This is a genomic window from Pseudomonas sp. MYb185 (assembly GCF_002979975.1).
Lineage (GTDB): Bacteria > Pseudomonadota > Gammaproteobacteria > Pseudomonadales > Pseudomonadaceae > Halopseudomonas.
On sequence record NZ_PCQD01000009.1, the window covers coordinates 111,562 to 124,408 of the forward strand.

Below are 12,847 nucleotides of genomic sequence, written 5' to 3' on the forward strand. Positions count from 1 at the left end.
CAGTCGCGCCATTTCTTGCTTTTTATTGCACACAGAGGAGCATACTGCGCAATAATATCTCCCAAATCACGATATTACCGCAATAATCAAAGGTGGCTTCATGCATGACAACAATCTGGACCGTTATGACCTGAAAATCCTCGCGGCATTGCAACAGGATGCGCGCATCAGTAACCAGGAACTGGCCGAGCGGATCGGCCTGTCACCTTCGCCCTGCTCGCGACGGGTCAAGCAGCTGGAAGACGCCGGCTATATCACCCGCCAGGTGGCACTGCTCGATCCACAGAAGCTGGGACTGACCCTGACCGCCTTCGTGATGATCGGCATGGACCGGCATACGCCGGATCGCTTCGCCAGCTTCGAGGACACCATCCGCAAGTGTCCGGAGGTACTCAATTGCAGCCTGGTCACCGGCATGGATGCCGATTACCAGTTGCGCGTGGTCGTGCCCGACATGGACCATTACCAGCAGTTCCTGCTGGGTACGCTGACCCGCATCGAGGGTGTATCCAGCGTACGCTCCAGCTTCGTGCTGAACCAGGTGGTATCCAGTACGGAATTGCCGCTCAACCATCTGATCAATAAATAACCACCCTCTTCCCTTCACTACAGGAGACCGTCGTGTCCTACGAAGAATTCGAAGCCCTTGCCCTGCCCCTGACCCTCTTCGCCCTGGTGGCGTTCATGGCCTTTATCGTCTGGGATCTGGCCAAACAGTCGAAGGCCGGCCGTTATGGCACCATGGTGCTGTTCTTCGCGCTGGGGCTGGGGGTAGCCGCCTTCGTGATCAAGGAAATCGTGATCACAGTCATCGGCTGATTCCATCGGCCTCGGCCACTCCCTTGAATCCTGACTCACTGCGCTCATACTGTTGGCAAGGAGAAGGAGCCGCGATCATGACACCGAATACCTGTGCCGAAACCCATGAAGTAACCAATCAAGTCCCCCCGCTGGACGGTCTCAACCTCTACCGCAGCGATCTGCCACTGCAACAGTGGGTGCATCGCTACCGGGGCGACTGGGCCGATGAGCAGCTATCGGCCTACGGTCAACTGGCCGGCGGTCCGCTGATGCTGGCCGGCTTCCTGGCCAACGCCAACCCACCGGTGTTCCACAGTCATGACCGCTATGGCCACCGTATCGATGTGGTGGAGTTCCACCCCGCCTACCATGAGCTGATGAGTGCCGGCATAGCCCATGGCATCACCAGCGCGCCCTGGACCGACCCGCGCCCCGGCGCCCAGGTGGCCCGGGCCGCGACCATGTACCTGCACAACCAGGCCGAGGCCGGTACCAGTTGTCCGATGACCATGACCTTTGCCTGTGTTCCAGCACTGCGCCTGCAGCCGGATCTGGCGGAGAAGTGGCTGCCGAAGATTCTCTCCCGCGAGTACGATCCGCGCAATCTGCCGATGGAACGCAAGAGCGGCCTGACCATCGGCATGGCGATGACCGAGAAACAGGGCGGCACCGATGTGCGCGCCAATACCACGCGTGCCTTGCCGGTGGGCAGCGGCGGTCCCGGCCAGCCCTATGAGCTGGTCGGGCACAAGTGGTTCTGCTCGGCGCCCATGTGCGATGCCTTTCTGACCCTGGCGCAGACCGACAAGGGCCTGAGCTGCTTCCTGTTGCCGCGCCATCGTCCCGACGGCAGTCGCAACCAGTTCTATATCCAGCGGCTGAAGGACAAGCTCGGCAACCAGGCCAATGCCTCCAGCGAAGTGGAGTTTCGCGGGGCGTTGGCGTGGATGCTCGGCGAGGAGGGTCGCGGTGTGCCGACCATCATCGAGATGGTGGCCATGACCCGCTTCGATTGCATGATCGGCTCCAGTTCGTTGATGCGCCAGGCGCTGACCCAGGCGACACATCACTGCGCGCACCGACTGGTTGGCGGCCGGGTGCTGGTCGAGCAACCGCTGATGCAGAACGTGCTGGCCGATCTGGCGCTGGAAAGCGAGGCGGCGCTGGCGCTGACCATGCGCATGGCCGGCGCACTGGACACCCCCGATGACGAGCATGAGGCCGGTTTCATTCGGCTGGCCACCGCCATCGGCAAGTACTGGATCTGCAAGCGGGCCCCGGCGATGATCAATGAGGCGCAGGAGTGCCTGGGCGGCGCGGGCTATGTGGAAGACAGCATTCTGCCGCGGCTGTATCGCGAGGCGCCGGTGAATTCGATCTGGGAAGGCTCCGGCAATGTGCAATGTCTGGATGTGCTGCGGGCACTGTCGAAGGAGCCGGGCGTGGTCGAGATGTTGTTTGCCGAACTGGATGATGGCAAGGGTGATGCCCGGTTGCAGGCCCATGTAGACAAGCTGAAGCAGCATTTCGCCGACAAGGACGATATCCAGTATCGCGCCCGGCAACTGACCGAGGATATCGCCGTGGCGCTGCAGGCGAGACTGTTGCTGCAGGCCGGCAACAATATGGTATCCGACGCCTTTATTGCCAGTCGGCTGGAAGGGCATGGCCGGGTGTATGGCACCCTGCCCCGTGGGGTGGATGTGCGGGGGCTGGTTGAGCGTAGTATGCCGCAGGGGGGCTGGTAGACTATCCGGCGTTGGTGCTTCCAGGTTGGGGGGCTGGGTCTACGGCAGGCGCGGAGTCACCGCGATGAGCAGCATTGTCATTGCGAGCCACGCAGTGGCGCGGCAATCCAGAACGAGTGCGCCGGCGATTCCGTGCCCGTGGATTGCTTCACCGCATCGCGGTTCGCAATGACGAAGAGGAACGGCTGATCTGCATCATTTCCCCATCCTCTTGTCCGTCATTGCGAGCCCGTAAGGGCGCGGCAATCTATTTGCTCGTCATTGCAAGTCCGAAGGGCGCGGCAATCTATTTGCTCGTCATTGCGAGTCCGAAGGGCGCGGCAATCCACAGCGGACTGGCCGTATGATGCTTCGCCTGTTTTCTGGACTGCTCGGGCAAAGCTCTTTAGCATGATCCCCCACTCATCAGCTCGATCGACCATGAAGCAACCTCCACGCAAAGCTGCCCCACCCCGCCGCCCGGCCAAACCCCGTCGCCAGGCTGCGTCACCGCCGGCAAATCCGATACTGATCGCGCTGAACAAGCCCTTCGATGTGCTGACCCAGTTCACCGATGGCCAGGGTCGCGCGACGCTGAAGGACTTTGTCGATGTACCGGGCATCTACCCTGCCGGCCGGCTGGACCGGGACAGCGAGGGGTTGTTGCTGTTGACCAACGATGGTCGGTTGCAGGCACGCATCACCGATCCGAAGCACAAGCTGGCCAAGACCTACTGGGTACAGGTGGAAGGTGAACCGAGCGAGCAGCAGCTCGAGCAGTTGCGCGCCGGGCCGCTATTGAATGACGGTCCTACCCGGCCCGCCGACGTGGAGCAGATTGCCGAGCCGTCGCTCTGGCCACGCGATCCGCCGGTCCGTTTCCGCAAGAGCATTCCTACCGCCTGGCTGGCGATCACCATCCGCGAAGGTCGCAATCGCCAGGTGCGGCGGATGACCGCTGCTGTCGGTCTGCCAACGCTGCGGCTGGTCAGGGTACGTATCGGGGAATGGAAATTGGGCGAGCTGCAGCCGGGGCAATGGCGGGAGGTCTGAACTAGCTACCTCGGGACTGGATATATCTGTCCAATATCCCGGCTACGCCAGGGCGCGGCGCAATGGCTGGGCTACGCTAGTCGTCGCGCAGGTGCGCGACAACCCGAGCCCCCGGTCCGCGTTCGGGCGCTACGCCTGCAGGTTCTCAGCCGCTGCACAGCCCCGTCGTCGCGCGGGTGCGCGACAACCCGGTGCGGTGGAGCGCCCCGAAGCATGGCATAAGTACTCAGCCTTCACTGCCCTGCGCCACCGCCTGCCGCTCCTGTTTCCTGCGTGACAGGACCCAGACGAAGAACACCGGCACGAACAGTACGCCCAGCGCGGTCGCGGTAAGCATGCCGCCGATCACCCCGGTGCCGATGGCGCGTTGGCTGGCCGCCCCGGCACCCGTGGCGATGGCCAGGGGCAAGACGCCGAGCATGAAGGCCAGCGAGGTCATGATGATCGGGCGGAAACGCAGTCGCGCCGCTTCCACCGCCGCTTCGGTCAGGGTTCGTCCTTCGGCGTACAGGTCCTTGGCGAATTCGACGATCAGGATGGCGTTCTTCGCCGCCAGGCCGATGATGGTGATCAGGCCGACCTTGAAGTACACGTCATTGGGCATACCCAGCACGGTCACCGCCAATACCGCGCCCAGTGCGCCGATCGGCACGATCAGGATCACCGATAGCGGAATTGCCCAGCTCTCGTACAACGCCACCAGCAACAGGAACACGACGATCAGCGCCAGCGCCAGCAGAATGGGCGCCTGGGCGCCGGCCAGCTTCTCCTGGAAGGACAACCCGGTCCATTCGTAACCCACCCCGCGGGGCAGTTCGCTGACGATGCGCTCGATCTCGGCCATGGCCGCACCGCTGCTGTAGCCCGGCGCCGCATCCCCGGAGATCTTGAACGCCGGGTAACCGTTGTAGCGGACGAACTGCACCGGACCATTTTCCCATTCCATCTCGACGAAGGCCGACAGCGGCACCTGCTCGCCCAACTGGTTGGGTACGTACAGGCGGGTGACGTCTTCCGGGGTCATGCGGTTGTCCACATCGGCCTGCACCACCACCTTCTGCATCCGGCCGAAGTTGGTGAACTCGTTGATCAGCGCCGAGCCGAAGGCGCTGGACAGGGTCGAGCTGATGGCGTCGAAACCGACGCCCAGGGTCTCGGCCTTCTGTCGGTCGATATGCAGGCGCAACTGGGGTGCATCCTCCAGGCCTTCCATCATGGCGTAGGCGATGACCGGAGAGCTGTTGGCTTTCTGCAGCAGCTCGTTGCGCGCCGCGAGCATGGCTTCACGCCCCAACCCGCCGCGGTCCTGCAGACGCAGGGCGAAGCCGCCGGAGGTGCCCAGGCCGTCGATCGAGGGTGGCTGTACGGCGAAGATGGTGCCATCGGCGATGCTCCCCAGGGTCTGGTTGGCGCGCTGGGTCTCGGCCTGCACCGATTCGTCCTTGCCGCGCTCGGACCAGTCGACCAGGGTCGGGAATGCCAGCGCCGCGTTCTGCCCCATGCCGGAGAAGCTGAAGCCCATCACCGAGACGACCCCGGCCACGCTGGGCCGCGACAGGAAGTGTTCTTCCATCGCCTCGACGGTCTTTTCCGTGCGCGGGGTGGTGGCACCCGGCGGCAGTTGCACGTCGACGATCATGTAGCCTTGGTCTTCGGCCGGGAGAAAGGCTTCGGGCAGGCGCAGGTAGGAGAAGGCCAGTGCCGCGACGATGGCCAGATACACCAGCATGAAGGCGCCCGAGCGCTTGACCAGGCCGCCAGTGGTGCGCTGATAGCCACGGGTCAGGCCCCCGAAACGGCGGTTGAACCAGCCAAAGAAGCCCTTCTTCTCGGCGTGCTGCCCCTTGGGCACCGGTTTGAGCAGGGTCACGCACAGCGCGGGGGTCATGCTCAGGGCCAGGAAGCCGGAGAACAGGATGGAGACCGCCAGCGACAGGGAGAACTGCTGGTAGATCACCCCCACCGAGCCACCCATGAATGCCAGCGGGAAGAATACCGCCGACAACACCATGGTAATACCGACGATGGCCCCGGTGATCTGCTTCATCGCCTTGCGGGTGGCCTCCTTGGGCGACAGGCCCTCCTCGGCCATGATCCGCTCGACGTTCTCCACCACCACGATGGCATCGTCCACCAGAATCCCGATCGCCAATACCATGCCGAACATGGTCATCATGTTGACCGAGAAGCCGATCACCGACATCACCGCAAAGGTACCCAGCAGACAGACCGGCACGACGATGGTCGGAATCAGCGTATAGCGGAAGTTCTGCAGGAACAGGAACATCACCAGGAACACCAGCACCACGGCCTCGGCCAGGGTCGCCACTACCTTCTTGATCGCCACGTCGACGAAGATCGAGGTGTCGTAGGGAACGGAATACTCCATGTCCTCGGGGAACAGCGCCGATAGCTCCTGCAGCCGCTGCTTGACCGCATTGGCGGTGGCGATCGCATTGGCATCGGAGGTCAGCTGTACCGCCGCCGCGGCCGCCGGCTGGCCATTGAGGCGGGAACTGAAGCGGTATTCCTCGCGGCCCATCTCCACCCGGGCCACATCTCCCAGGCGTACCGTGGAGCCGTCGGGGTTGGCGCGCAGCACTATGTCGCTGAACTCCTCGGCGGTTTCGAGCGTACCCTGCACTATCAGGGTCGCGGTCAGCTCCTGTTCGCTGGTGCCGGGCTGTTCGCCGAAGCTCCCCGCCGGCACCTGGACGTTCTGCGCGGCGATAGCCCGGTTCACGTCGTCGACGGAAAGGCCGTAGCCGACCAGCCGCGACGGATCGACCCAGACCCGCATTGCCCGCTCGGAGGAGAACATCTGCACCCGGCCGACGCCAGGCAGACGGCGGATCTCGTTGTTGATGTTGCGCGCGGCGTAGTCGGCCAGCCCGACCGGATCCTTGTCACCGTTCTTGTAGCTGAGGGCGTAGATCATCAGGAAGTTGCTGCTGGCCTGCTCCACCTGCAGCCCCTGCTGCAATACCGGCTGCGGCAGGCGTGCCTCGGCGCGCTTGAGGCGGTTCTGCACATCGACCTGGGCCATGTCCGGATCGGTGCCCGGGGCGAAGGTAACGTTGATCTCGGCCATGCCATTGGAGCTGCTGGACGACTCGTAGTAGAGCAGCCCCTTGGCACCGTTGAGCTCCTCCTCGATGAGACTGGTGACCGTCTCGTTGAGAATGGTCGCCGAGGCGCCGGGATAGGTGGCATAGATCATGATCTGTGGCGGTGCCACGTTGGGGTACTGGGCTACCGGCAGCGAAGGTATCGCCAGCAGGCCGGCCAGACAGATGAAGATCGCCACCACGAAGGCGAAGTTGGGGCGATTGATGAAAAACTGCGGCATGCTCTTTCCTCTGCATTGGGCAATCGGTCGGGATCAAAGGCCGGGCTCGTCGATATGAGCCCGGCGGCTGGCTCACTCGTCCGTATCGCCCTCCGACTGCTTGGCTGTCACCGGCTCCACCGTGCTGCCGGGCTGAAACTTGGCCACGGCATCGACGATCACCCGCTCGCCCTGCTCCAGACCGGACACCACCTGCCAGTCACTGCCTCGCATGGCGCCCAGTTCCACCTGGCGTTCCTGCACCTGATTCTCCCCGTCGACCACCAGCACCCGGGGAATGCTGTCGGTGCCGCGCTGCACGGCGCGCTGGGGAATGAACACGGCCGACGGCTCGACGCCCAGCTCGGTCTGTACCCGCACATACATGCCAGGCAGCAGCACCGCATCGGGATTGGGCAACTCCGCGCGCAGGGTCACCTGACCGGTGCTGCGGTCCACCGAGATATCGGAGAACAGCAACCGTCCCTCCTGGCTGAAGCCATCGCGCCCCAGGGTAATGCGCACCCGGGCGGCACCGTCCTCCTGCAGTTCGATACGCCCATCGGCAGCGGCGGCGCGCAGGCGCAACAATTCATCCACCGACTGGGTGAAGTCCGCGTAGATCGGGTCCAGTTGCTGTATCCGCGCCATGGGCGTGGCCTCGCCCTGGCCGACCAGCGCCCCTTCGGTAACCAGTGCCCGGCCGATGCGCCCGTCGATCGGTGCCTTCACCGTGGCGTAATCCAGGTTCAGGCGGGCGGTCTGCAGTGCCGCCTCGGCGGAAAGCTTCTCCGCCTGGGCGCTCTTCTGTGAGGCGATGGCGTTGTCATAGTCCTGCTGGCTGATGGCCCGGGCTTCGACCAGCGGCTCATAGCGCCGTACCAGGCTGTCCGCCTGATACACATTGGCCTCGGCCCGGGCCAGCGCACCACGCGCCTGCGCCAAGGCAGCTTCCAGCGGGGCCGGATCGATCCGGAACAGCACATCCCCCGCCTGCACGTTGGCCCCCTCCTCGAACAGGCGTTCCAGCACGATACCGGGAACCCGCGCCCGCACTTCGGCGGTTCGCGCCGGTTCGATACGGCCCGGCAAGTCGCCGGTCAGCATGTGCGCGGCGGGCTCGATGATCTGCACCCGGGCCTGGGGCGGCGGCTGATCCTGCTCGGCATCGCTCTGCTGCTGGCACCCGGCGAGCACCAGCATGGTCAGCAAAACGAGAGTAGTGGATATGGAAAGATGCCATGAACTGCGCATTGTGCATTTCCTTGGGTCAAAGAGTACGAAGTACTGCAAACGGAGGTGGACAGAATTTGGAGAACGCGATGCTACTCCTCTGAGTCATATGAATCAAATTTGATTCATATGACTGTTTGTGTAGTTATGTGTAAACTCGCGGCCATTGACACGAGTCCGTTATTAGTGACAGCTCGTCCACCATTCCGTTACCAATCAGATGACACCCAATACCGAAGAATCCCTGTTACGCCCCCTCGCCCTGGCCCTGAGCGAGAATCCCGGTGCCACCCTGCAGGAGCTGGCCAAGGCAGCCGGCGTAAGCCGAGCCACCCTGTACCGCTTCGCCGCCACCCGTGAACAGTTGCTGGATACGGTGAAGCAGCATGTACTGCAGGTCATGGCGCAGATTCTCGACACCGCCGGGCTGGAAACCCGCCCGCCGCTGGAGGCGCTGCGCCAGTTGACCGCCAATTACATCGCGGAAAAGGAATTCTGCGCTTTCATGATGACCCAGTTCGACCCCTACATTAAGGTCCACTCCAAGACGCCGATTCCGGATGAATGCACCGTGCACGAGCAGCGCCTGGATCATTTCTTCCAGCAGGGCCAGGCCGCCGGCGTCTTCCGCCCCAATGTGCCCTGCCGCTGGCTCACCGACCTGTACTTCGGTTTCATCTATACCCTGTGCGAGTCGGAACACCGCGGCCGGATTGCCCGGGCGGACATGCAGATGCTGTTCGAGGACATGTTCCTGAATGGGGCGCTGGCGCGTACTGACTGATCCTGCAGTGCAAAGCTGACAGGGTCTGTGTCAGCGCGGGTGGGGGAAGGAGGCTTGCGGAACCGTCTGCGGCCAGGGATGGCCGTAGGCGAGCGCCATGGATGGCGGGGTGCGAGTTCCGCAAGCCTCCTTCCCCCACCCGCGCCCTCCTCCCCCACAGCTTCCGCCGACGGTTCTTGATATACTCCCTGGTTCTTGCAAAACAGCTTGTTTATGCCATGAAAAGGGCGCGCCGGAATCGCGCCGCCATACCGATAACCTGCCCGCTGATGGTAAGCTTGCCCCATGACTACACCTACTCCCTTTCGCCCTGTTGTCCTCTGTCTGTCCGGCCATGATCCCAGTGGTGGCGCCGGCCTGCAGGCCGATATCGAAGCCCTGATTGCCCAGGGTTGCCATGCCGCGCCGGCGGTCACCGCACTGACCGTGCAGAATACCGTTGATGTCATCGACTTCCGCGTGCTGGATCGCGAATGGGTGCTGGCCCAGGCCAACGCCGTGCTCCATGACATGCCGGTGTCAGCCGTCAAGCTCGGCATGCTCGGCAATCTGGAGATGGTCGACACCGTGGTCGAGATCATGCTCGCCCATCCCGAGCTGCCCCTGGTCTGCGACCCGGTGTTGCGCGCCGGTGGTGGCGGCTCGCTGGGCAAGGATGAAGTCGGTTATGCCATGCGCGAAAAGCTGCTGCCGCTGGCCCGGATCGTCACCCCCAACCTGCCGGAAGCCCGCATCCTCGCCGAGCTGCCCGACGGCACCGCCGACCAGTGCGCGGACAAACTGCTGCAGCGCTGCCAGAACCTGCTGATCACCGGCGGCCATGGCGATGAGCAGGACATCCATAACCGGCTTTATTGCCAGGACGGCAGCCGGCACACTTTCACCTGTGCGCGCCTGCCCGGCAGCTACCACGGCTCCGGCTGCACCCTGGCCAGCACCCTGGCCGGTCGTCTGGCCCTGGGCGAGGATCTGGTCAGCGCGGTGAAAACCGCCCTGGACTATACCTGGCGCACCCTGCGTGATGCCGAACAGCCCGGCCAGGGCCAGTATGTACCGCGGCGCCTGCCGCTGGATTTCTGCCAATGACCCTGCACGGCCTGTACGCCATCACCGACAGCCAGTTGCTGGCGGACGACCGCCTGCTACCCTGGGTCGAGGCCGCACTGGCCGGAGGTACCCGCCTGCTGCAGTACCGCGACAAGAGCGGAGATGCCACGCGCCGGCGGGATGAAGCCGGCCGGCTCAAGGCCCTGTGCGAGCAGTATGGTGCCGATCTGCTGATCAACGACGACCTGCCCCTGGCCAGCGCGCTGAATGTCGGCGTGCACCTGGGGCGCGACGATGGCTGCCTGCGCGAAGCCCGCCAGCAGTTGGGCGCGCAGGCGATCATCGGTGCCACCTGCCACGCCAGCCTGGACCATGCTGAACAGGCCATCGCCGACGGCGCCAGCTATATCGCCTTCGGCCGTTTCTTTCAATCGGTCACCAAGCCCGGCGCACCGGCAGCCACGCCGGCGCTGCTGCAGCAGGCGCGCGCCCGCTTCGATACACCGATCGTCGCCATTGGCGGCATCACCCTGGACAATGCATCGCCGCTGCTGGCCGCCGGAGCCGACCTGCTGGCGGTGATCCATGGCCTGTTCGGCGCCGATTCGGCCGCCGAGGTACAGCGCCGCGCCCAGGCTTTCAATGAACTGTTTGAGAACTGAGAGACCACACCATGTCCCGTTCGGAAACCCTTTTTGCCAGTGCCCAGAAACACATCCCCGGTGGCGTCAACTCCCCGGTACGCGCGTTCCGCAGCGTCGGGGGCACACCGCTGTTCATCAAGCACGCCGAAGGCGCCTATATCATCGATGAAGACGACAAGCGCTATGTGGACTATGTCGGTTCCTGGGGCCCGATGATCCTCGGCCACAGCCATCCTGATGTGCTGGACTCGGTACGCCGCCAGTTGGAACATGGCCTGTCCTATGGCGCACCGACCGCCATGGAAACCGAGATGGCCGAACTGGTCTGCTCCATGGTGCCGTCGATGGACATGGTGCGCATGGTCAGCTCCGGCACCGAGGCGACCATGAGCGCCATTCGCCTGGCCCGCGGTTACACCGGTCGCGACACCATCATCAAGTTCGAGGGTTGCTACCACGGCCACTCCGACAGCCTGCTGGTCAAGGCCGGCTCCGGCGCCCTGACCTTCGGCGTACCCAGCTCGCCCGGGGTACCGGCCGCCTTCGCCCAGCACACCCTGACCCTGCCCTACAATGACATCGAAGCCGTGCGCCAGACCCTCAGCACCGCCGGCAAGGATATCGCCTGCATCATCGTCGAACCGGTGGCGGGCAACATGAACTGCGTGCCGCCGGTACCGGGTTTCCTCGAAGGCCTGCGCGAGGTGTGTGACGAGCATGGTGTGGTACTGATCTTCGACGAAGTGATGACCGGCTTCCGCGTTGCCCTCGGCGGTGCCCAGGCCCACTACGGCGTGACTCCCGACCTGTCCACCTTCGGCAAGATCGTCGGCGGTGGCATGCCGGTCGGCGCCTTCGGCGGCAAGCGCGAGATCATGGAGTGCATCTCGCCGCTGGGCCCGGTGTACCAGGCCGGCACCCTGTCGGGTAACCCGCTGGCCATGGCCGCCGGGTTGACCACCCTGAAACTGATCAGCCGCCCGGGCTTCCACGACGAACTGAACACTTACACCAGCCGTATGCTGCAGGGCCTGCAGGATCGTGCCGATGCCGCCAGCGTACCCTTCGTCACCACCCAGGCCGGCGGCATGTTCGGCCTGTACTTCAGCGGCGCCGACAGCATCCAGACCTTCGAGGACGTGATGGCCAGCGATGCCGAACGCTTCAAGGCATTCTTCCACCAGATGCTCGACCAGGGCGTGTACTTCGCCCCCAGCGCCTATGAAGCCGGCTTCACCTCCATCGCCCACGGCGAGACCGAGCTGCAGCTGACGCTGGACGCCGCCGAGCGGGCCTTCGCGGCACTATGATCAAGGCGCGCTCATCGCTGCCGCCAGCGGTGCGGCCAGCCACCCCGGTGGTTGGCCTGCACGCCGATCCGGCGCACAATGGCGCCATGCATGTACCCAGTCAGCGAGCCAGCCGACCATGACCAATGCTCTTCGCTGTGTCTTCATCCTATGCACCCTGGCCGGGGCAGGCAGCGTACCCACCGCCCTCGCCCAGTCCCAGGCACCTCTGGTGATCAGCACCGAGGAGCGCTGCGCCTTCAACCGCGTCGACGACGACAGCCTGACCCTGGCGCTGGAGAACTGCATCGAACTGGCCGAGGCCGAGGACATGCAGGCGCAGTTCGAGATGGGCGAGCTGTATTATCACGGTGAGCGGGCCGAGCGGGATCTGGCGGCCGCGCTGAAGTGGTATGAACGCGCCTCGATCCAGGGGCATCCGGATGCCCAGTACCGTCTCGGGCTGATGCACATGAATGGCGAGGGCGTGGAGCGCAACCTGCCGCAGGCCTACATCATGCTGAAGATGGCAGCGGTCAATGGGCAAGACGCGGCAATGGACGCCAGCGACCTGCTGGCAGAGGAAATGAGTCACGAAGAAATCGGCACCGCCACCCAGGTGCTGGGCACGCTGTTCCGCAATTATCTGCGGCATATTCGGGAGGAGCAACTGCGGCAGTTTCAGCCGGAAAACCCTCCCCCCTCTCCCCCAACCCCTCTCCCGCAAGGGGAGAGGGGAGTAGGCTCTGCTCGCTGAAACTATTCTGCAGAACACTGGAGTCGTTGGTGCCCTGCTTTCAAAGAGAGCGAAGTCAATCCATGTTTACTGTGCCAGCTCCCCTCTCCCCTTGCGGGGCGAAAGCGGAAAAAGCGAAGCACTGCTTCGCCCGCTTGAGCGCCCTGAGCTCTGCGAAGGGCCGGGGCGCGGAGCGGGGGGAGGG

At 64.0% G+C, this 12,847-nt stretch carries 11 protein-coding genes; 9 read left to right on the forward strand and 2 right to left on the reverse strand.

Annotation, left to right across the window (positions count from 1 at the left end):
* Positions 1–100: 100 nt before the first annotated feature.
* The 4 genes from CQ007_RS14550 (at position 101) to CQ007_RS14565 (ending at position 3,581) form a co-directional block, all read left to right on the forward strand.
* Positions 101–589, forward strand: a complete 489-nt coding sequence (locus CQ007_RS14550; protein ID WP_105646555.1) for an Lrp/AsnC family transcriptional regulator — start codon at positions 101–103, stop codon at positions 587–589.
* 32 nt (positions 590–621) lie between these two features.
* Positions 622–819, forward strand: a complete 198-nt coding sequence (locus CQ007_RS14555) for a DUF2788 domain-containing protein (RefSeq protein ID WP_105646556.1) — start codon at positions 622–624, stop codon at positions 817–819.
* A gap of 77 nt (positions 820–896) precedes the next feature.
* The gene (locus tag CQ007_RS14560) at positions 897–2,549 is read left to right on the forward strand and encodes an acyl-CoA dehydrogenase family protein (protein WP_105646557.1); all 1,653 of its coding nucleotides are present in this window, start codon (positions 897–899) and stop codon (positions 2,547–2,549) included.
* Positions 2,550–2,969: 420 nt separating this feature from the next.
* The gene (locus CQ007_RS14565) at positions 2,970–3,581 is read left to right on the forward strand and encodes a pseudouridine synthase (protein WP_105646558.1); all 612 of its coding nucleotides are present in this window, start codon (positions 2,970–2,972) and stop codon (positions 3,579–3,581) included.
* 226 nt (positions 3,582–3,807) lie between these two features.
* On the opposite strand, the gene CQ007_RS14570 is transcribed toward CQ007_RS14565, so the two are convergent.
* Positions 3,808–6,930 carry an efflux RND transporter permease subunit gene (locus CQ007_RS14570; protein WP_105646559.1) on the reverse strand — a complete coding sequence of 1,041 codons (3,123 nt, stop codon included), beginning with the start codon at positions 6,928–6,930 and terminating at the stop codon, positions 3,808–3,810.
* Positions 6,931–7,002: 72 nt separating this feature from the next.
* On the reverse strand, positions 7,003–8,163 hold the full coding sequence (locus CQ007_RS14575; RefSeq protein WP_105646560.1) for an efflux RND transporter periplasmic adaptor subunit: 1,161 nt from the start codon (positions 8,161–8,163) through the stop codon (positions 7,003–7,005).
* A gap of 199 nt (positions 8,164–8,362) precedes the next feature.
* Here CQ007_RS14575 and CQ007_RS14580 point away from each other — a divergent pair, with 199 nt between their 5' ends.
* The 5 genes from CQ007_RS14580 to CQ007_RS14600 all read left to right on the forward strand — a co-directional run bounded on the left by CQ007_RS14580 (position 8,363) and on the right by CQ007_RS14600 (position 12,663).
* A complete protein-coding gene (locus CQ007_RS14580; RefSeq protein ID WP_105646561.1) occupies positions 8,363–8,926 on the forward strand; it encodes a TetR/AcrR family transcriptional regulator in 564 nt (187 codons plus the stop codon).
* A gap of 285 nt (positions 8,927–9,211) precedes the next feature.
* Positions 9,212–10,012, forward strand: a complete 801-nt coding sequence (locus tag CQ007_RS14585; protein ID WP_105646562.1) for a hydroxymethylpyrimidine/phosphomethylpyrimidine kinase — start codon at positions 9,212–9,214, stop codon at positions 10,010–10,012.
* Entirely contained in the window at positions 10,009–10,635 is a 627-nt protein-coding gene (gene thiE, locus CQ007_RS14590; RefSeq protein WP_105646563.1) for a thiamine phosphate synthase, read from the forward strand. The genes CQ007_RS14585 and thiE overlap by 4 nt, the downstream gene beginning before the upstream one ends.
* A gap of 11 nt (positions 10,636–10,646) precedes the next feature.
* The gene (gene hemL, locus CQ007_RS14595; protein WP_105646564.1) at positions 10,647–11,927 is read left to right on the forward strand and encodes a glutamate-1-semialdehyde 2,1-aminomutase; all 1,281 of its coding nucleotides are present in this window, start codon (positions 10,647–10,649) and stop codon (positions 11,925–11,927) included.
* Between the two features lie 118 nt (positions 11,928–12,045).
* Positions 12,046–12,663, forward strand: coding sequence for a tetratricopeptide repeat protein (locus CQ007_RS14600; protein ID WP_105646565.1), 618 nt, complete (start codon positions 12,046–12,048; stop codon positions 12,661–12,663).
* Positions 12,664–12,847 lie beyond the last annotated feature (184 nt).

Excerpts from the sequence above, each read along its gene's own strand:
- CQ007_RS14550 (WP_105646555.1), top strand. The coding sequence starts at position 101 with ATGCATGACAACAATCTGGACCGTTATGACCTGAAAATCCTCGCGGCA.
- CQ007_RS14560 (WP_105646557.1), top strand. The coding sequence starts at position 897 with ATGACACCGAATACCTGTGCCGAAACCCATGAAGTAACCAATCAAGTC.
- CQ007_RS14565 (WP_105646558.1), top strand. The coding sequence starts at position 2,970 with ATGAAGCAACCTCCACGCAAAGCTGCCCCACCCCGCCGCCCGGCCAAA.
- CQ007_RS14570 (WP_105646559.1), bottom strand. The coding sequence starts at position 6,930 with ATGCCGCAGTTTTTCATCAATCGCCCCAACTTCGCCTTCGTGGTGGCG.
- CQ007_RS14575 (WP_105646560.1), bottom strand. The coding sequence starts at position 8,163 with ATGCGCAGTTCATGGCATCTTTCCATATCCACTACTCTCGTTTTGCTG.
- CQ007_RS14580 (WP_105646561.1), top strand. The coding sequence starts at position 8,363 with ATGACACCCAATACCGAAGAATCCCTGTTACGCCCCCTCGCCCTGGCC.
- CQ007_RS14585 (WP_105646562.1), top strand. The coding sequence starts at position 9,212 with ATGACTACACCTACTCCCTTTCGCCCTGTTGTCCTCTGTCTGTCCGGC.
- thiE (WP_105646563.1), top strand. The coding sequence starts at position 10,009 with ATGACCCTGCACGGCCTGTACGCCATCACCGACAGCCAGTTGCTGGCG.
- hemL (WP_105646564.1), top strand. The coding sequence starts at position 10,647 with ATGTCCCGTTCGGAAACCCTTTTTGCCAGTGCCCAGAAACACATCCCC.
- CQ007_RS14600 (WP_105646565.1), top strand. The coding sequence starts at position 12,046 with ATGACCAATGCTCTTCGCTGTGTCTTCATCCTATGCACCCTGGCCGGG.